The following is a 16236-nucleotide window of genomic DNA, read 5'->3' on the forward strand; positions in this document are numbered from 1 at the left end:
ATCACGCGCCCAGCCAGGCGGCGGCAAGCTCGCCCCGGTGCCCTTCCGGGGCCAGCGCGGCGCGCAGCGCTTCGAGCATGGGCGGCAGTGCCTGGGTAAAGGCGTAGGGCGGGTTGACGATGAACAGCCCGGCCCCGTTGTAGATGCCCGGCTGGTCGGCATCATAGAGCCAATGTTCGATGGTCAGCAGTTTCGGGATGCGCAGCTTGCGCAGCTGTTCTTTCCACCGGACATGCGCGGCGCGGTCCTTGAGCGGATACCAGATCACCGTCACGCCATGGGCCCATTTGCGCTGGGCTGCGGCAAGCGTCGTGACGATCCGCGCGCGTTCGTCGGTCTGTTCATAAGGCGGGTCGACCACCACCAGTCCACGCGCGGTGCGGGGCGGCACCATCGCCAGCCATAGCTCATAGGCATCACGCTGATGCACGGCGGCGGGCGTATCGCGCATTGCGCCGCGCAGGGCATAGGCATCGTCCGGGTGTTTTTCGTTCAGGATCAGCAGATCCTGCGGCCGCAGCAGTTGCGCAAGAAACCGTGGCGAACCGGGATAGAGCTGTGGCTCCGCGCCCTCGTTCACGGCCTGCACGGCGGCGCGATAGTCGTCCAGCAGGGGGTTCTGGTCGGCAAAGGCCCGCATAACGCCCTGCGTCGCTTCGCCGGTGCGCTGGGCCGCATCGCCGCGCAGGTCGTAAATCCCGCAGCCGGCATGGGTGTCGATCAGGGTCAGCGCGCCGTCTTTTTGCTGCAAGGCCCGCACCAGCGCGATCAGCAGGGCATGCTTGACGACATCGGCGCTGTTGCCCGCATGGAAGGAATGGCGGTAATTCATGCTGCTTCAAAATCCTGACGGTCTGCCGAGAGGCGGGCACGCGGGCTGGCACGCCCTGGTCGCACCGCTGCGACAGCGCCCTTAGCCTGCGACGTCATTCTTCACCAGACCAGCCGTGTCAGTCGCGCAGCGCCGTATCCCGGCGCACGAACCACAGCGCCAGGACCGCGAGCGCGACCAGCACGCCGCATAGCAGCCAGGCGGCATTGACCGCAGGAACGAGCGCGGCCTTTTCCACCAGGGGCCGCACCATCTCGGTGGTGAAATCGTCGAGCGGCTGGCCGCGCTGTTCCAGGAAGGCGTCGCGCGGAATGCCGATGCGCACGGCGGTGGCCACGTCACCGGCGCGCAACTGGTCGGCGATGTGGTTGCTGGCGGTGGCGGCGCGGCTGAAAATCGTGGTGTCGATCAGCGCCAGGCCGACCGCGCCGCCCAGGTTGCGCATCATGTTGAACAGCCCGCTGGCATCGGCCACGAGCCGATCGGGTAGCCGCCCCAATGCCATGCGGGTTGGCGGCAGCAGGCAGAACATGATGGCGGCGCCACGCACGATTTGGGGCAGGATCATCGCGCGGAAATCGGTCTGCTCGGTCTGCCCGGTGCTGAGCAGCAGGCCGATGGCGAACAGCACGAAGCCAAAGCCGGCGAGCAGGCGCGGGTCCATCCGGCGTTCGGCATAGACTGCGATCGGCGCGACCAGCAGCTGCGTGCAGCCGGTTACCAGCATGATCTCGCCAATGCGCAGCGGGCCGTGTTCGCGCACCAGGCCCAGGAAGAAGGGCATGAGATAAGTCGAGCCAAACAGCCCGAAGCCGAGAACGAAGCTGAGCAGGCAGCCGATGGTGAAGTTGCGATCGGCAAAGCAGCGCAGTTCCACCAGCGGGGCAGAGGATGTCATCGTGCGCCAGACAAAGCCTATCGCGCTGATGCCCGATGCGCAAAGCAGTGCCACCACGCGCAGGTCTGCCCACCCGCGCGACGGCGCGTCCTTGAGGCCGAGTTGCAGCGCCACCAGCGCGGCGGCGAGCAGCACCAGCGCCAGCGCGTCGATCGGCCGGCCAGCCTGCCGCCCGGTTTCCTTGCCACGCAGAAAGATCAGCACCCCCAGGCTGGCAACGATGCCGGGCACGATGTTGACGCGAAACAGCCAGTGCCAGGAATAGGACTGGGTGATCCACCCGCCCACGATCGGGCCGATGGTGGGGGCCAGCACCGCCGCCACGCCGGCGATCGTGGTGGCAAGGCCCTGGCTACGCGGCGGAAATAGCAGGAACACCGCGGCAAACACCGCCGGGATCAGCGTTCCGCCGGCAAAACCCTGCACCACGCGCCAGGCGATCAGCTGGGCAAAGCCGCCACTGGCCGCGCACCCTGCCGAAGCCAGTGTGAACAGGCAGGCCGCCGCCACGAATAGCCAGCGCATGCCGAGCCGCGCGGTAAGAAACCCGGTCAGCGGGATCGCGACGATTTCGGCAGTGAGATAGGCGGTCTGCACCCACACCATGCGATCGGGCGCGATGCCGATCGCCGCCTGGATGGCGGGCAGCGACGTGGCGACGATCTGGATATCGAGGATGGCCATGAACATGCCCAGGCACATCAGGATAAAGCCGATCCATTCGCGATAGCTTGCGCCGTCTCTTTCGCCTAGGCTCGGGGCGTCCGTGCCAACCATGCGTCCAGCCATCGATTCTCCTGTGCGAATGCGCCCCTGTCCTATCGCAGGCAAGGAACTCGCTCTCGTCAAAATCGTTTCGGGCTGCACCTTTTTCACCGGTTCGCCGGTCTTGCAGGCGATACCGTAGATGCTGCCCGTTTCAATTCTCTCGCTTGCCACCGAAACTCCCCCGAATATCCTGCCCCAGGAAGAGGCGATCGCCACGGCGCGTACGCTCATTGGCGGGCATTTCGCCGATTTCGAGCGGCTGGCCGCGGTCTATACCAACGCCGGTGTCCACACCCGGCAACTGGCGCGGCCGGTGGCCTGGTATCGCCAGGAACGCAGCTTTGCCGAACGCAGCGCGGTCTATCTGGAGGTGGCGCTCGATCTGTGGGTCGCGGCGGCGGAGCAGGCGCTGGCCCAGGCCGATCTGCGCGCCGACCAGGTGGATACCATCGTTACCGTGTCGTCCACCGGCATCGCCACCCCCAGCCTGGAGGCGCGCGCTATGGCACGGATGCTGTTCCGCACCGATGTAGTGCGCGTGCCGGTGTTCGGGCTGGGCTGCGCCGGCGGCACAACCGGGCTGGGCCTGGCAAGCAAGCTCGCCCACGCCACGCCCGGATCGCATGTGCTGTTCGTCACGGTGGAGCTGTGCAGCATGGCCTTGCGCACCGACCGGGCGGACAAGGCCGATATCGTTTCGACCGCGCTGTTCGGCGACGGGGCTGCGGCCTGCGTGCTGCGCAGCGGCGAGGGCGGCTTTGCCGAGATTACCGCCAGCGCCGAAAAGACCTGGCCCGACACGCTCGACATCATGGGCTGGCAGGCAGAGCCAACCGGCCTGGGCGTCGTGCTCAACCGGGCCATTCCCGCCTTTGCCCGGCAGGAAATGCGCCAGGCGATGGAGGAGATGCTTGCCCCGCAAGGCTTGCGGATCGAGGACGTTGACCGCTTCATCTGCCATCCCGGCGGGGCCAAGGTGGTCGATGCATTGGAAAGCGCCCTTGCTCTGAAACAAGGCGCACTGGTCAAGGAGCGCGAGGTTTTGCGGGATCACGGCAATATGTCTGCACCAACGGTGCTGTTCGTGCTGGATCGCTATCGGCAAGAGGGGCTGCCGCCGCTTTGCGTGATGAGCGCGCTGGGGCCGGGGTTTACTGCGTCGTCGCTCACGCTGCGGTGTGCGGCATGAACGCGGCCTATGCCATCATGGCCTTTGTCACGCTGCAACGCCTGAGCGAGCTGGTGATCGCCCGGCGCAACACCGCGCGCCTGATGGCGCAAGGCGCGCGCGAAGTGGGCGCCAATCACTATCCGGTGATGGTGGCCATGCACACCGCATGGCTGGCGGTCTTGTGGTTCACGGTGGGTGGCCGCCCGATCTTTCTGCCGCTGCTGGCGGTATTTGCCGTGCTGCAGCTGCTGCGGGTGTGGGTGCTGGCCACGCTGGGCCCGCGCTGGACCACACGCATTATCGTCACGCGTGACGCGCCGCTGGTAAAGCGTGGGCCGTTCCGTTTCGTGCGCCACCCCAACTACATGGTGGTGACCGCCGAAATCGCGGTGCTGCCGTTGACGTTTGGCCTGGTGTGGGTAGCGCTGCTGTTTACTGTGCTCAACGCCGCCATGCTGACGGTGCGGATCAGGGCAGAGAACAGCGCGCTCTACGGCAGCGCCGGAATCAGCGCTTAGCGGCCGCCTGGCGTTCTGCGCGGATGCGCAGCATCGCGGCGTGGCACACGGGGGAAGTCTCATTGATCTTGGCGATCATGCAGGCTTCCACCTTCTTGCGGCTCAACGATTTCATCTCGGCCGGGCACAGCCGCCGCGCTTCCTGCACGCAGGCCTTCTTGCCGGGATCAGCCTCGGCCAAAGCGGGCGTCTGGCTCATGCCGATCAGCATGGCACCAAGACCCAGAATAACGCTGGCAGCACGTGCATTCATGAACGGTTTCCTTGCAAACAGGGTGCAGTTGCGACGGCCCACCGTATCGATTGGACTGCCTGAACCCAAGCTTGTCAACGCAGCTTGGCAATGCTCAGGCCATCGGCCTTGGCCCGATCCTTGACCGATTCCTCGGTGCGGGTGAGCGCCTTGGCAATGGATTTGAGGCCCATGCCCTTTTTGGCGAGGGTGTGAAGCTTCTGGAGTTCAGCAGGAGTCCAGGGCTGGCGATGACGTTCGAACTTTTCGGCCATGGCCGCGCGGTAGGGCATGGCGGGGCGCCTGTCCAAGAAAACGGTAATACCAACCTGCACGGTTTCCAACCCATGAGGTCGCCAGAAGGCGCCCGCAGGGTTGCGCTCCCCCGTCCGTTGGACTTTGTCGCGACCTTGCAACGATGCGCCCACATCGCTGCTGCGGCCGCTCCTCGCCAACGAACGGGGGAGCGCAATCCTCATGGGTTGGAAACCGTGCAGGTTGGTATAAGCCACAGAAAACGGGGGCCGGCATCGCTGCCGGCCCCCAATGCGCCTGTGGCCGTTTAACCGGCGTTGTGTTCGGCCATGGCCGACGGGCCGAGGGCGGGGGCCTTCCAGGGCACGAAGCCCCTGGGCCGTTGGCGGCGTCCGGCATGGCCAGGCGGCGCCAAAGCTCCCGTGCACGGTCCGTATCGCCCGCTCGGGGAAGAGCGAGGCCTGACCTGCTGCGCAACGCCGCTTGCGGGCGGCATCACGGGCGTGGCCTTTGCCTCGAAGCACCGCTCCCACGCGCGCCGATCAAGAACGCACGGGACGGACCCCGCCGGGGCAAAGGACAGGCATATGGTGGTTGCGAAACAGTTCCAGGCCGCGTGTCCAGACACCAGCCAAGGCGGAATTGCTGCGCACAAAACCATTGCCGCAAGCCCCCTCGCGGGCGCCGTCACACCCGCTCACCATGCCGTGAAGGCACGAGCGGACATGGCCGGTGTTCCGTTTGGCAAAAGGCTTGCACTTCAAGAAAATAGCGCCGTAAATCATCGGCTTGTACCAGCTGATCGGCGGCACGTTTTCCTGTCGATGAAGGGATGCTGCGCCTGTCTTTCGAGTCGCGCAAGAGGGAATTTTGCGGATGGTTTGACAGGCGGGACGAGCGGTTCAACCTGTCACAAACCATCGCGCCACGCGGCGAGCTTTCCCACGGCGGCGCGCAGCATGGGCGGCGGCTTGCAGTGGCACAGCCGCACGATATGGCGCGGCGCGGGCGGGCCTTCCCACAGCGCGGAAAGCGGAATGGTTGCCACGCCCGCTTCGGCGACGGCGCGCGTGGCGAAGGTGCGATCATCCAGGGGCACGCCGCTCTGCGCCAGATCGATGCACGAAAACCAGGTGGCGCTGCCGGGCAGGGTGGCAAAGCCATGGTGGGCCAGCGCTTCCAGCAGCGCCTGGCGCGATGCGGCCCAATCGGCCACTTGGGCATCGATCAGGGCATCATCGGCCAATCCCTCTGCCACGGCCCATTGCAGCATCGGCGGGGTGGTGAACGTCAGGAACTGGTGCGCGCGCGCAACCACCGTCGCCAGTGCCGGATCGGCCACGAGCCAGCCCACCTTCCACCCCGTGGCGCCAAAGATCTTGCCGGCCGATCCCACCTTGATCGTGCGCGCGGCCATGCCTGGCTCTGCCATCAGCGAGGCATGGCGCAGGCCATCGAACCGCACCACCTCCCACACCTCGTCACAGATGGCGATCAGGTTGGCGGAAACGCAGAGCTGCGCCAGGGCCGCCCGCTCTGCTGCGCTGGTCACCGTACCGGTGGGATTGAGCGGATCGTTGAGGATCAGCGCGCGCGTGCGCGGCGTGACCGCGGCGCGCAGCGCATCGATCGGCATGGCCCAATCGGGCGGCGCCAGGCCCACGAACACCGGCACGCCGCCAGCGCGGCGCACCAGCGGGGCATAGGCGTCATAGGCCGGCGCCAGCACCAGCACCTCGTCTCCCGCGCGGACAGTGGCAAGGATCGCCGCCGCCACCGCCTCCGTCGCGCCCGACGTAACGATGACATGCTCGCGCGCCAGGGCCAGGCCCTGCCGCCGGCCATAGAACGCGGCGACCGCATCGCGCAGTTCGGGCACGCCGGCCATCGGGGGATATTGCTGCGATCGTTCCGCCATGGCGCGCGCGGCGGCTTGCGCCAGGGCGGGCGGCGGCGGGCCATCGGGAAAGCCCTGGCCGAGGTTGATCGCGCCATGCTCCCGCGCGAGGGCCGACATCGCCTCGAAAATCGTGGTGGGCATGGTGGCATAGAGCGGGTTCAGCGAAGGCGCGGTCATCCCGCGATCTTAGGCACCCGATGCGCCGACGCAAAGCCTGTTGCACTGAGATCACAATTTGCTAGCCTCTTTCAGGCGAACCGGGGGCAAGGCAATGCGCAAGGCGTGGCAGGCAGGCGTGGCGGGATTGGCACTGGTGCTGTGCGGCGCCAGTGGGGCGCAGGCGCGCCAGATGGCAGACCTGATCCTGCACAATGGCCAGGTGCTGACGGTGGACAAGCGCTTCGCCGTGGCGTCGGCTGTGGTTGTGCGCGGCGATCGTATTGTCGCGGTGGGCGGGGAAGGGCTGCTCAAGCGCTTTGCGGCGCGCGATGTGGTCGATCTCAAAGGCCGCACCCTGATGCCCGGCTTCATCGATACGCATCTGCATCCCGCGCCGATCAAGCCCAGCGACATTGCCGTGGCCAGCGCCACCAGCATGGCACAGGTGCAGGGCATGCTGCGCGACAAGGCCCGCGCGCTGGGGCCAGGGCAATGGATCACCGGCTATGGCTGGCAGGAAGCCAACCTTGCGGAAAAGCGCAACATAACCCGTGCCGATCTCGATGCGGCCGTGCCTGACAATCCCGTGTTGCTGGTGCGCGCCGGATCGCATTCGGCCGTGGCCAACAGCCTCGCGCTGAAGCTGGCGGGGATCGACCGCAACACGCCCGATCCCGCCGGCGGGCTGATCGAGCATGATGCCAATGGCGAGCCCAACGGTATCATCCGCGAAAGCTATGGCGCGGTGCTGCGCCTGATCCCCCAGCCCGGCTGGGACGTGATGAAGCCGGCGACGGTCACCTGGCTCCGCTCCATCCTGGCGCTGGGCATTACCAGTTTCCACGATGCCAGCGGATCGATCGACGACGAGCCCTATGGTGCGGGCGGCCCGGCGCCCGGCGAGCAGGGGCTGGACCTGCTGGGCGCGGGAATGACCTTTCGCCGCGCGCGCGAACTCTATGCGGAAATGGGTGACCGCCTGCCGCGCGTGACCATGTACATCAGCTATCCCGGCGCCGCGCGGCTCAAGGCCTTCCCGCATAACACCGGTTATGGTGACAATCATGTGCGCCTGGGCGCGATTGGCGAGAACGCGGTGGACGGCGGCTTTACCGGCCCCACCGCGTGGCTGCTGGCCGATTACAAGGGGCAGCCTGGCTTTCGCGGCAAGGGCCGCTTCACCGACGCGCAGCTTCAGGAGATGGTCGATACCGCGGCCGCGGCCGGCTGGCAGATGGGCCTGCACTGCATTGGCGACGCGGCCATCGTGCAGACCGTCAACGCCTATGACATGGCGCTCAAACGCCTGGCGGCGCAGGGCAAGATGCCGGCTGACCACCGCTGGTTCACCGATCATTTTACGATCATGCCGCCCGATGCCACGATGCAGACCATGGCGCGCGACAAGGTGATGATCGCCCAGCAGCCCAATTTTCTCTACAACCTGGAAGACCGCTACACCCAGGTGCTGGACGATTGGCGCCTGGCGCATAACAATGCGGTGGCCACGCCGGTAAAGAAATTCGGCCTGTTCATGGCCTTTGGCAGCGACAACCTGCCGGTGGGGCCGCTCGTCGGCCTCTATGCCGCGATCACCCGCAAGGGACCCAGCGGCGTGGTGCACGACGCGGAAGAAGCTGTTTCACGTGCCGAGGCGATTCGCATGTACACCGCCAATGGCGCCTATCTGTCTTGGGAAGAAAGCCAGAAGGGCACGCTGGAACCGGGCAAGCTGGCCGACATGATCGTGCTGCCGTTCGATCCGCTGACCGCACCACCCGAAGCCCTGCTCAAGGGCAAGGTGGATATGACGTTCGTGGGTGGCAAGCTGGTCTACGACAGTCGCCTGCGTCGCTGACGGGCATCGGCCCCGCGCCGATCGGCGCGGGTCAGTGCGCCGTCGCGGGATTGTAGCCAGGATAGAGCAGCGTGATATCCTGCGGGGCATGACACTGCTTTACCGCAGTCGTGGCATGGCGCAGCCGCTCTGCGGTAAGCGAGGCGTTGGACAGCGCATGCTGGCGCTCGCGGCCCACTTCATCGGCGGTGAACGGGCGGGTGCCGGCTGGCACGCTATGCCCGCCCAGCACGAAGACCACGTAGTTCATCAGATCGGCCAGCTCGGCATTGTCGCGGATGCGGCTGTGCGCGACGTTGGGCAGGCGCAGCAGATAGGCGCGGCTATCGGGCGTGCACATGAACCAGCCGACGCGGCCCAGCAGTTCGGGCAGCTGCGCGGGTACCGTGCTGCCGTTCACGCCGTGGCAGCCGCCGCAATTCTCGATATAATCCACCCGCGCCTGGTTGGGATCTTCCATCACCGGTTGCGCCACAGCGGGGGCGGGCGCGGCATCGTGCGCCGCGCTTAGCCGCGTGGCGAGGCTGGCGCTGAGCAATGCCGTGGCCGCCAGCAGGGAAAGACGCGCGATCTTCATGGCCGCTGCGCTCAGGCCGCGCCGACCAGCACGGCGGTGGAGCAGTGGTATTCCATGCTCTGCGTACCGAAGCACCAGATGATATCGTTGTTGAGCTGCGGCACATAGATCTGCGTTTCGCGGTCGGCATTGTCGCAATTGCACTTGTTGCAATAGGATTTGCCGCAGCAATCGCGATAGGCGATCAGGTACGACTTGCCGTCTTCGGGATTGACGCAGGTGCCCACCCACGACACCGGAGAGGGTTCGGCCCCGGCCGGGCAGGTGTGTACCCCACCGCCGCAGCAGGTGCACAGCGCGCCGTCGATCGCGCAATAGCGCCAGTAATCGCACTTGGTGTTGTCGGTTACCTGCGCGCCACGGGCAAAGGTGGTCTTCGCCTCTGGCCCTCGATCGGGCTTGGCCGGCGCGGCATTGGCACGGCTCACCGGCAGCACGGGGAATAGCGGCGCGGCCACCAGCGCAGTGCCCAGCCGGGCGAGGATGCCTCGGCGCGACGTGCCGCCGGCAAAGCGCCGCAAGACCTTTTCGCCCAGGCTGTCAGCATCGAAATGGATCATGATCGTTGCCCCTAGAACTTTTCTCGTAGCGTTTGCGTCAGGCCACCGCGCCATGCATGCGGGCGACATAGTCCTGCACCGAATGAACCCCCATTTCGTGGGCAATCACCAGGCTTTCGAGGTGCTCGCGGCTGTTGACCAGCCCCTTGGACAGGACCACGCCCTGGTCATCGAGCAGCACGGCAAACGGCAGCTTGCCCACGGCAAAGGCCTGGCCCACTTCCGGCCCATTGACGAACGGATAGGCTTCCAGGCCATGGCGCGCGATCATCTCGCGCTGCGCGTCCACCGTATCGTCGCCCACGAAGGTCAGCGCCACGCGCTCGTCGCGGGCAAAGGACTTGGCCATGGGGATCAGGTTCTTGCACAGCGGGCACGAGGCAGACACGAACATCAGCAGGCGCAGCGGCGTGCCCGGGGCCGCGCCGCCCACGCTGATCGCCGCGCCATCGAGTGTGTGGCTGGCCACGGCCTGGCTGGCTGCCCCCACGGCGGGGCCGCCCGCCGTGGTCAGCGCGCCGGCCGGGGCCACGCGCATGTGCAGCACGCCCACCTGGCGGGCCAGGGCCAGCAGCGCCACCACCAGCAGTGCGATGATCACCCAGGAAATGCCTTGTGAAACGATCAGAGCCGTCATCATCGCCCGCTACCCTTTTCGCGCCGGGGCCAGCGGAGAACCCGCCAGGGCCACGATCGCATTGAACAATTGCACCAACAGAAACAGCACGATCCCGCCAGCCGCGCCCAGCAGCCAGGCCTGGCCCGGCAGCGGCGCCATGGCCAGGGCCGGCAGCAGCAGCGCGGCCAGCACCACGTTGCGCATGACCAGCGGCCAGGCCAGCGGCTGGCGCAGCGCGGCATGGCCGCAGCCGCAATCGATATGCCCACGCCCGCGCCGCAGGTTGACCGCCATGGCCCAGGCGAAAATGCCCAGCAGCAGCGCGGCAAGCGCGGCTGCTGGCGGCGCGAGCAGGCCAGACAGCAGCCAGGCGCCCAGGACCAGTTCTGCCACGGGTAGGGCGCTGGCCACAGGCGCCACCAGGGCCGGCGGCAAGAGGCGGTAATTGGCGATCACGCCGGGTAGCAAAGCCCGATGGCGCAGCTTGCCCGCTGCCGCCGAAACGAACACCAGCCCCACGCCTACCGTGGCAATGCGCCCGGTCAGCGCCACGGCCATCAGGCCGATCGCCGCAGGAGCCGCATCCGGGGCGCCGAGCGCGATCACTGCGGCTGCGCCACCGTGATCACACCATTGCCGGCATGATCCAGCTTCCACGCCTGCTTGCCGGTGGCCAGGTCATAGACATAGACCGTCTCGTCCTCGCCAGCGAAGACCAGGTGGGGGGCGGCTTCCTGCGTCACGGCAATCATGCGCGGTTCGCCGGGCACGGCCATGCGCTTGACCACCTTGTGGCTCGCCAGGTCGAGTTGCCACACTTCGCTCGCGCCGGCTTTGTGCGACCAGAACTCGCCCATGTGCATCAGGATATAGACCTGACCCGTGGCGCGGTGCAGGGCCATCTGCTGCACCCCGCCTGGATACCAGTTGACCTGGTTGGGCGCGGCCGATCCGGCCGGCACGCCGGCGGCTTCCTGCAACGAGAACGGCGCGGCGATCACCGGCTTGGTCCCCAGCGTGGCGGTATAGACCTTGCCGGTATAGCTCAGCATCACGATCTGGTTGTGCCCGCGATCGACTTCGAAATTGTCGAAGATCGGATCGTCGGTGGCCGAAAAGAACGGATCGCTGCGGGTGATCTGGCTTTTCCCGCCAGCCAGGCTCAGCGTGGCGAGCGAGCCATCGGAGCACAGCGCCGACAGGCCCACGCCGGGCACCGGCACCAGGCTGGCGCAGCCGGGCAGTTCCACCGTCTTGACGAACTTGCGCGCCGTCAGATCGATCACGTTGACCGAAGAGGCCGGGCTCATGTTGTAGACATAGCCGAACTTGCCATCGGGGCTGACCACGAAATTGTTCATCCGGCCGCCCACCAGCAGGCGGCCCGGCATGGCAATATCGGCCTGAAGCTTGAGATCGACGCTGTCGAACACCGAGACATAGTCCTGCCGCGTTCCGCGCAGGCCCTTGGTCCACAAGGTGGACGACACGTAATAGAACTTGCCCGCAGGATCGAGCGCCAGGTCGGTCAATTGCGGGGTTTCGACGTGGCCGATCAGCTTGCCACTGACGGTATCGTAGATGACCGAGGAATTGGACGTGAACCCGCCGTTGATGAAGAACCAACTGGTCTTGGGCGGCGTCAACTGCGCCACGTCAGACTGTTCGGGTTCCACCGACGCGATCGGTGCGGCGACCGGGGCCGCCATGGCCGACGGCGCCAGCGCCCCAGGCAGGCCGCCGGCCAGCGCCACGGCCAGTGTTGCAGTTGCGAGAAAACGCCCCTTGATGGCAGCAAACGTCATCGTGGCCGGCCCCTGTTCGAATGTGACAGCCCGTGGTGATCGCGGCATTGGCAAGGGCGCGAAGGACCGGGTGTTTGCCCGAGTCCGGCATGCCCCCACATGCCATTGCGATCACAAGTTTTGACGAATGTCCTATTTCAGTCAAGCGACATTCGCAGGTGCCGCAAAACTTTTCGCGCTATCTGGCATCACATGGATCGCGGGTGGGCATGCCCAGCCCGGCGATGTCGTCCGGGGTGATGGTACAGGCCAGTTCCACCAGCGCCTTGCCGGCGATCGCGATGAACGCCGGCATGCGATCGGCCCAGGGCTTGCGATAGCCGAGAAAGGGTGTCGCCCCTTCCATCGAGGCGCTGATATAGAGCGCCACGGTCTGGGTTTCGGCCGCAGACAGCGCGGGGTTCAGCGCGCTGACATATTCGCAGATCACCCCATGGACGCGGGCATAGAACTGCGCCACCCGCTCTGCCACCACCGCGTTGTGGTTGGCCATGGCCCACAGTTCGGTAAACAGGCGCGTGGTGCGCATGCCGGCAATATCTTCCAGGCACAGCGCGATCACACGGCGCAGCCGCTCCTGCGCGGTAAGGCCGGGCTGGCGCACCTCGTTGTCGAGTACCTTGTCATAGCTTTCCAGCATGTCGTCGAGCATGAGCTGGACCAGCATTTCCTTGCGCGGGAAATGATAGCTGACATTGCCCACCTTCATCCCGCATTCGGCGGCGATGCGGCGCACGGTGAACTGCGCGGCGCCTTCCTCGATCAGCACCTTGTGCGCGGCCTTGACGATGGCTTCGGCCGTGGCCGCGCCACGGGCATAGCCACCGGGACGCGGGGTGGTGATGGCACGGTCTGCTGGTGTCATTCCCGCCAGGCTACCACGGGCAGAGCGAAACGGCCAGTTGTCCGTGGCAGCTGCGCCGGCAGATAAAACGACCCCCGCCGTGCCGGGGGCGCGACGGGGGCAAGGGTGGAAAGTGCTCAAGGCGGCGTGGACAAATTCCACAACGCCACGGTTGCTCTATAAAAGGCCCTGGGGAGGCGCGAGGACGAAGCAAGAGTGGGCCTCTTGCAAGGCCGAGCAACGCTGCCAGGGCCTTTTATAGAGCAACCCCTGCGGGGCTGGACCAAAAACCGCCATTTCCGCGTCGGCTCGTCACGCAATATTGCCGATATTACGTTTCCTCGCCTCCTTGAACTGGCGGTTTTTGCCTCCAGCCGTGGCGCTGTGGAATTTGTCCACGCCGCCTAGCGGTTGGCGAGAGCGCCGCGTCAATAGCGCATGGAATATTTCAGCCCGAAATACTGAGGCTTGATCGGCATGGTGCGCGAAGAGCCCGAGCAGTATTCGATCGCGCAGAACGTGTTCTTGGACAGCTCGCCACGGCGATCGAACACGTTTTCGATGAAGGCCGTCAGCGTCCAGTTGTCCTTCGACACGCCGGTGGAGAAATCGAAGCTGACGAAGCCCGGCGTGTTGCCCAAGAGGCTGTTCTTGTAGGTGTCGAGGTTGGAGGTCGACAGCGTCTGGGCGTGCATGGTCACTTGCGCGAAATCGTTGAGCGAGCCCAGATCGCCTTCATACCGCGCCGAAAGCTGGCCCTTGAAGCGGGGTTGGCGCGGCAGGCGCGTGCCCTTGGCGGCGGCGATCTCGTCAGGCTTGCCGGTGCAATCGCTGATCGGGGTGAGGGTGGCAGGGTCGAGCACGCAGAAATCCTGCGTCAGCTTGGCATCGTTGTATGACCCGGAACCGCTGATCGTGAACTGCCCGAGCTTGAGATCGAAATCGGATTCGATGCCGAACACCCGCGCCGCGCCGGCATTGACCGTGCCGCCATTGCCGAAAAAGCCCAGCGGGATGACGGTGTATTGCACACCGGTCCACTTTTCATAATAGACCGCCGCGTTCCAGCGCAGCTTGTTGTTCCAGCTGGTCTTGACGCCCACTTCGTAATTGGCCAGCCGATCGGCCTTGTAAGTGCCCATCTCTGGCAACTGGTTGGTGCCGCCAGGGCGGAACCCGGTGGAATAGGTGGCATAGACCATCTTGTCGGACGTGACCTGCCAGGTGACGCTCGCCTTGTGGGTTTCGCCGGTCTCGTTGTAGGCTGGCTTGTTGTTGTTGACGCAGGAAAACCGCTGGTCGGCCGGGAACGGCACGGTACAGCCAAGTTTAAGCGCCTGGCTGGCGACGCCGCTGAATCCATAGACCGAGTTGTTGGCCTTGAACACGCGGATGCCGCCGGTCAACTTGATCTGCGAGGTGATCGGCACGGTGCCTTCGGCAAACACCGCATAGTCGCGGAATCGCTGGTTGAGATCCTGGTTGTAGAACGCGTCGCGTTTGATCGCCGGGTTCCACTGGCAGCCATCGGCGCATGAGGTGGCGAGGTCGATCTGGCTCAGGCCGGGGATCTGGTAATCGTCGTCCTGGGCCATCTTCTGGAACTGGAAGAAGCCGCCTACGGTCAGGTCGAAACCCCATTCCTTGGGCACCGAAAGGCGCAGTTCCTGCGTCACCTTGGTTTGGGTCAGGCGGCCGATATAGGACTGCGTCGGGTTGATGAAGTTGCCGCTCTTGTCACGGAACTTGAGGTAGTTTTCATAGCCGGGGCCAAGCTGGTCATAGTGGACCGAGTAATAGGTGTAGTCGCTGGTATTGTGGATCTTGCGGCGGAAATAGCCCGACGAGGACACCAGGTCGAAATCGCCGATCTTGCCTTGGATGGTCAGCGAGGCCTGGACCCACTTGTCGACATTTTCGGTCGGGCTGTAATCGTGCACCTGCAGATCGCCGACGCGCGGATCATAGTTGAAGAAGCCCTTGGCATCGAGATACTGATAGGTGACGGAAGGATAGAGCTTCCAGTCGCCCGCCTCGATCGTGGCGTTGACGCGACCGCCATAGCTATCGACCGGATTGTAGTTCTTCTGCACCAGCGTGGCGTTGTCCACGGTATAGGTCGTGTTGGGATCATCATCGCCCAACTGATAGGTGTACGTGCCGTGGGTGTTGTCGATGTAGCCGCCCTCGTGATCGTAGAAGCCCATCATGCGCACGGCGATGTGTTCGTTCACCGGGATGTTGACGAAGCCTTCGACCATCGCCCCGGCCGCGCCCTTGCCATAGGCATCGACCTGCACATCGGTGCCGGCCTCGAACTTGCCGATCTTGGCCTTGTTGGTGATGATGCGCAGCGTGCCCGCCAGCGAGCCGGCGCCATAGAGCGTCCCTTGCGGGCCCGACAGCGCCTCGACCCGCTCGATATCGTAGATGTGCACTTCGGGCATCCGCCCCGGCTGCGAAATCGGCACGTCATCGAGATAGGTGCCGCTGGTCGACAGTGCGCCACCATCCACGGCAATGCCGCGGAAATAGACTTCGCTCTGCCCTGGCCCGAGCCCGGAAAAGCTGACCGAGGGCAGCATGCCGGCGTAATCTGCGAAAGTGCTGACCTGGTGCTGTTCCAGCTTTTCCGCGCCCAGCGCCTGGATCGAGATCGGCACCTTCTGCACGCTTTCGGCCTTGCGCGTGGCGGTGACCACGATTTCGCCAAGGCCGCCGGTGCCATTGTCTGCAGCGGCCGCATCGGGGGCCGGGGCGGGCGCGGGTGCCGACTGGGCCAAGGCCGCAACCGGCAGCGCCATGCTGGAAAGGACGGTCGAGGCGCCGAGAATACCCAGTGCACGCCTCATCTGCGACCGTTGTTCAAACACCATTGTTCATGCCCCCTGATGGCCTGAAGTTCTTTTTCTGCCGTCTTCCTGCGAACGCTCGTTTTTATGATTATCGTTTGGTGATGATCTTGGCGGCGGTGTTGTAATTATGCCGCTTTTTGTGCAGTCGCCGTGCCGATTTGCGCACCTGTGCGATCAAACCCTTGCGGCGCCCGATTGCCGTGGCGCGCCATGCCGCCAACAGCGCGAGTGATCTGCGGCATTGCAGCGCAGCGATTGCAAGCTGTTGATTCTACACAATTGTGCCGCGATGCGGCGCGGTCTCAATCACTATCTTGTTGCGGATAGTGCCAGCAAAACGCCGGCTGTCAACAAAATTCAGCGATCTGGCATCGCAGATTGTGCG

Annotated in this window: 15 protein-coding genes; 3 read left to right on the top strand and 12 right to left on the bottom strand. The window is 65.2% G+C overall.

Translation table 11 applies throughout. The annotated features are described in order from the left end of the window. Position 1 precedes the first annotated feature (1 nt). Positions 2–832: a 23S rRNA (adenine(2030)-N(6))-methyltransferase RlmJ gene (locus SCA01S_RS13395; RefSeq protein WP_062786311.1), complete on the bottom strand. Its 831-nt coding sequence runs from the start codon at positions 830–832 to the stop codon at positions 2–4. Between the two features lie 118 nt (positions 833–950). Further along, complete coding sequence (locus SCA01S_RS13400) at positions 951–2519, bottom strand: DHA2 family efflux MFS transporter permease subunit (protein ID WP_084390992.1); 1569 nt, start codon at positions 2517–2519, stop codon at positions 951–953. Positions 2520–2637: 118 nt separating this feature from the next. Between SCA01S_RS13400 and SCA01S_RS13405 the strand changes: the two genes are divergently transcribed. Next, complete coding sequence (locus SCA01S_RS13405) at positions 2638–3687, top strand: type III polyketide synthase (RefSeq protein WP_062786317.1); 1050 nt, start codon at positions 2638–2640, stop codon at positions 3685–3687. Further along, a complete protein-coding gene (locus SCA01S_RS13410) occupies positions 3684–4187 on the top strand; it encodes an isoprenylcysteine carboxyl methyltransferase family protein (protein ID WP_062786319.1) in 504 nt (167 codons plus the stop codon). Before SCA01S_RS13405 ends, SCA01S_RS13410 begins: the two co-directional genes overlap by 4 nt. On the opposite strand, the gene SCA01S_RS13415 is transcribed toward SCA01S_RS13410, so the two are convergent. The 3 genes from SCA01S_RS13415 to SCA01S_RS13425 form a co-directional block, all read right to left on the bottom strand. Next, positions 4177–4440, bottom strand: a complete 264-nt coding sequence (locus SCA01S_RS13415; protein ID WP_028657822.1) for a hypothetical protein — start codon at positions 4438–4440, stop codon at positions 4177–4179. The genes SCA01S_RS13410 and SCA01S_RS13415 overlap by 11 nt on opposite strands. Before the next feature lie 74 nt (positions 4441–4514). Further along, on the bottom strand, positions 4515–4694 hold the full coding sequence (locus tag SCA01S_RS13420) for an SANT/Myb-like DNA-binding domain-containing protein (RefSeq protein ID WP_054130888.1): 180 nt from the start codon (positions 4692–4694) through the stop codon (positions 4515–4517). Positions 4695–5584: 890 nt separating this feature from the next. Further along, positions 5585–6751, bottom strand: coding sequence for an aminotransferase class I/II-fold pyridoxal phosphate-dependent enzyme (locus SCA01S_RS13425; protein WP_062786322.1), 1167 nt, complete (start codon positions 6749–6751; stop codon positions 5585–5587). Positions 6752–6845: 94 nt separating this feature from the next. Here SCA01S_RS13425 and SCA01S_RS13430 point away from each other — a divergent pair, with 94 nt between their 5' ends. Further along, on the top strand, positions 6846–8591 hold the full coding sequence (locus SCA01S_RS13430) for an amidohydrolase (protein ID WP_062786325.1): 1746 nt from the start codon (positions 6846–6848) through the stop codon (positions 8589–8591). A 31-nt stretch (positions 8592–8622) separates the two neighbouring features. Here the strand turns inward: SCA01S_RS13430 and SCA01S_RS13435 are convergent, their stop codons facing one another. The 7 genes from SCA01S_RS13435 to SCA01S_RS13465 all read right to left on the bottom strand — a co-directional run bounded on the left by SCA01S_RS13435 (position 8623) and on the right by SCA01S_RS13465 (position 15848). Further along, positions 8623–9168: a hypothetical protein gene (locus tag SCA01S_RS13435; protein ID WP_062786328.1), complete on the bottom strand. Its 546-nt coding sequence runs from the start codon at positions 9166–9168 to the stop codon at positions 8623–8625. 11 nt (positions 9169–9179) lie between these two features. After that, positions 9180–9728: a methylamine dehydrogenase light chain gene (locus tag SCA01S_RS13440; RefSeq protein WP_022676185.1), complete on the bottom strand. Its 549-nt coding sequence runs from the start codon at positions 9726–9728 to the stop codon at positions 9180–9182. A 37-nt stretch (positions 9729–9765) separates the two neighbouring features. Further along, the gene (locus SCA01S_RS13445) at positions 9766–10368 is read right to left on the bottom strand and encodes a thioredoxin domain-containing protein (protein ID WP_062786331.1); all 603 of its coding nucleotides are present in this window, start codon (positions 10366–10368) and stop codon (positions 9766–9768) included. A gap of 6 nt (positions 10369–10374) precedes the next feature. After that, the gene (locus SCA01S_RS13450; protein ID WP_245652608.1) at positions 10375–10953 is read right to left on the bottom strand and encodes a MauE/DoxX family redox-associated membrane protein; all 579 of its coding nucleotides are present in this window, start codon (positions 10951–10953) and stop codon (positions 10375–10377) included. Then, on the bottom strand, positions 10950–12152 hold the full coding sequence (locus SCA01S_RS13455; protein WP_062786333.1) for an amine dehydrogenase large subunit: 1203 nt from the start codon (positions 12150–12152) through the stop codon (positions 10950–10952). Before SCA01S_RS13455 ends, SCA01S_RS13450 begins: the two co-directional genes overlap by 4 nt. Positions 12153–12330: 178 nt before the next feature. After that, positions 12331–13017, bottom strand: a complete 687-nt coding sequence (locus tag SCA01S_RS13460) for a TetR/AcrR family transcriptional regulator (RefSeq protein WP_054130605.1) — start codon at positions 13015–13017, stop codon at positions 12331–12333. Between the two features lie 407 nt (positions 13018–13424). After that, on the bottom strand, positions 13425–15848 hold the full coding sequence (locus SCA01S_RS13465) for a TonB-dependent receptor (protein WP_157088974.1): 2424 nt from the start codon (positions 15846–15848) through the stop codon (positions 13425–13427). Between the last annotated feature and the right edge of the window lie 388 nt (positions 15849–16236).

It is taken from the genome of Novosphingobium capsulatum NBRC 12533, assembly GCF_001598375.1.
Classification (GTDB): Bacteria; Pseudomonadota; Alphaproteobacteria; order Sphingomonadales; family Sphingomonadaceae; genus Novosphingobium; species Novosphingobium capsulatum.

What these genes read in the sequence shown, in the direction of transcription:
- SCA01S_RS13395 (WP_062786311.1), bottom strand. Translation starts at nt 832, where the DNA reads ATGAATTACCGCCATTCCTTCCATGCGGGCAACAGCGCCGATGTCGTC.
- SCA01S_RS13400 (WP_084390992.1), bottom strand. Translation starts at nt 2,519, where the DNA reads ATGGCTGGACGCATGGTTGGCACGGACGCCCCGAGCCTAGGCGAAAGA.
- SCA01S_RS13405 (WP_062786317.1), top strand. Translation starts at nt 2,638, where the DNA reads ATGCTGCCCGTTTCAATTCTCTCGCTTGCCACCGAAACTCCCCCGAAT.
- SCA01S_RS13410 (WP_062786319.1), top strand. Translation starts at nt 3,684, where the DNA reads ATGAACGCGGCCTATGCCATCATGGCCTTTGTCACGCTGCAACGCCTG.
- SCA01S_RS13415 (WP_028657822.1), bottom strand. Translation starts at nt 4,440, where the DNA reads ATGAATGCACGTGCTGCCAGCGTTATTCTGGGTCTTGGTGCCATGCTG.
- SCA01S_RS13420 (WP_054130888.1), bottom strand. Translation starts at nt 4,694, where the DNA reads ATGGCCGAAAAGTTCGAACGTCATCGCCAGCCCTGGACTCCTGCTGAA.
- SCA01S_RS13425 (WP_062786322.1), bottom strand. Translation starts at nt 6,751, where the DNA reads ATGACCGCGCCTTCGCTGAACCCGCTCTATGCCACCATGCCCACCACG.
- SCA01S_RS13430 (WP_062786325.1), top strand. Translation starts at nt 6,846, where the DNA reads ATGCGCAAGGCGTGGCAGGCAGGCGTGGCGGGATTGGCACTGGTGCTG.
- SCA01S_RS13435 (WP_062786328.1), bottom strand. Translation starts at nt 9,168, where the DNA reads ATGAAGATCGCGCGTCTTTCCCTGCTGGCGGCCACGGCATTGCTCAGC.
- SCA01S_RS13440 (WP_022676185.1), bottom strand. Translation starts at nt 9,728, where the DNA reads ATGATCCATTTCGATGCTGACAGCCTGGGCGAAAAGGTCTTGCGGCGC.
- SCA01S_RS13445 (WP_062786331.1), bottom strand. Translation starts at nt 10,368, where the DNA reads ATGATGACGGCTCTGATCGTTTCACAAGGCATTTCCTGGGTGATCATC.
- SCA01S_RS13455 (WP_062786333.1), bottom strand. Translation starts at nt 12,152, where the DNA reads ATGACGTTTGCTGCCATCAAGGGGCGTTTTCTCGCAACTGCAACACTG.
- SCA01S_RS13460 (WP_054130605.1), bottom strand. Translation starts at nt 13,017, where the DNA reads ATGACACCAGCAGACCGTGCCATCACCACCCCGCGTCCCGGTGGCTAT.
- SCA01S_RS13465 (WP_157088974.1), bottom strand. Translation starts at nt 15,848, where the DNA reads ATGAGGCGTGCACTGGGTATTCTCGGCGCCTCGACCGTCCTTTCCAGC.